The sequence below is a fragment of the Trabulsiella guamensis ATCC 49490 genome (assembly GCF_000734965.1).
GTDB lineage: Bacteria > Pseudomonadota > Gammaproteobacteria > Enterobacterales > Enterobacteriaceae > Trabulsiella > Trabulsiella guamensis.
Map to the genome: position 1 here is coordinate 1 of NZ_JMTB01000150.1, position 1609 is coordinate 1609.

General features: G+C 48.5%; 1 protein-coding gene and 1 pseudogene. Both read right to left on the minus strand.

Annotation, left to right across the window (positions count from 1 at the left end; all coding sequences use genetic code 11):
• The coding region (locus GTGU_RS23160) for a maltoporin (protein WP_038163390.1) at positions 1-1287 on the minus strand (1287 nt) is incomplete at its 3' end.
• Positions 1288-1374: 87 nt separating this feature from the next.
• Positions 1375-1609, minus strand: a pseudogene (locus tag GTGU_RS23165) (PTS trehalose transporter subunit IIBC); the annotation flags it as partial.

Consider the following 1609-nt stretch of genomic DNA (forward strand, 5'->3'; position numbering starts at 1 on the left):
CCACCAAATCTCCATTTGTGCGCCGAATGAAAATTCGTCGTCATTACCACGGCTAAACTGGTGCTGATTGTTGTCGCTGTATGCGATACCGGAAGTGTAGTTTGCATCATTGTCAGTAGCATATCCCCAGTTTTCATCCCATTTCGCATAGGTGGCAAATAAACGGAGCGCCGGGCGAGACCAGATACTGTTTCCTGCCTGCCATTGTTGCGCTAATGTAATTTTATATTGACTGTTGTGGTCGCCAGTTTGCTGAGATTTGACGTTATCGTACCCCACTTCTAATAACGTACTCATGATTGGTGTCCATTTATACATAGAACGCAGACCCGCCGTGTACCAGGTGGCGCCATTATTGTTTTCACGATCGACATCCTGATACATTGCAACATACATCAAACCCCATTCATCGTTGAAATCAATAGCACCATGGTCAAGCACCCGAACCATATGACCATTATTATTGATGGATGCCCCTTCACTGCGGCCATTATTCTGTGCAGTCATAGAATCGTTAGCGTACTGAATTACAAATTTGTTGTAACCATCCAGAATGCTTTGCGTATGTTCTGCTGTGAACATCCAGCCGTCTTTACTGGCACCATCAGCAAAACGGTAGTTATCCTGGGCATTAGCCCGCCCGTAATCTACACCTACTTCGAGAACGCCTCCCGGATTGGTTTCAAGCCCTGCCAGACGGATATCGAAGGTATCGTTGACCGTTGGACGCAGATCCCACTCATTATCAAGATAGCCATACGAGCCGCCGGATTCGCTGTTACGAGTCGCGGCCACCGAGAGTTTACCGAAACCCAGATCGATATTTTCCAGTCCGGCGCCAGGACCGGAAATATCCCAGTAATACAGGTCGATCATATGAACATCATGTCGTTGATAGAAGCTTTTCCCTGCCCAGAGAGTGGCGCCTGGCAGGGAATCAATCAGGTTTTCGCCTCGCACAGAGGCTATACGAAGTGCCGGACTTGTTGATTCAAAATCCGTTCTTTGCGAAACAGAGTAGGCCAGAAGGGAATCAAAATAGAAACGTTTATTTCCCTCTTTCCAGACTTCTTGTCCCAGCCCAAATTCCGCATATGTTTCACATTCATTTCCGAGTCGATATTTACTTTGTGCGCCCGTTGCCTGGAAGCATTGCTGCTCTCCACCACTGCCAGTCCAGCCGATACCTGAACGGGCATAACCATGGAAATCAACCGCCATTGCCTGGGTGGATACGAGACTTGCTGTAAAAATCGCTGCCACGGTAAGTTTACGTAAAATAATCATTATTCCTGCTCTCCTGCGAGTATTGATTTTTGTCATCCGTTTACTACGTTTCGTGTTTCAACTGAGGCTGCATGCTAAAAATCAGCCTTAAATAATCTGCAACGAGCCCTGGCGAAGTTTGTGCTGATAGATAAACGCGGTTAATGCTACTGGTACGATAATCGCCACCAGCATCGCGACCGCGAACACTTGCCAGTAAGTTGGCTGGATGGAGAGAATGCCCGGCAGACCGCCGACGCCAATGCCATTTGCCATCACACCGTTAAGCCCGCACAGCAGCGCTGCCAGCCCGGAACCCACCATCGCGCACAGCATCGGGAAT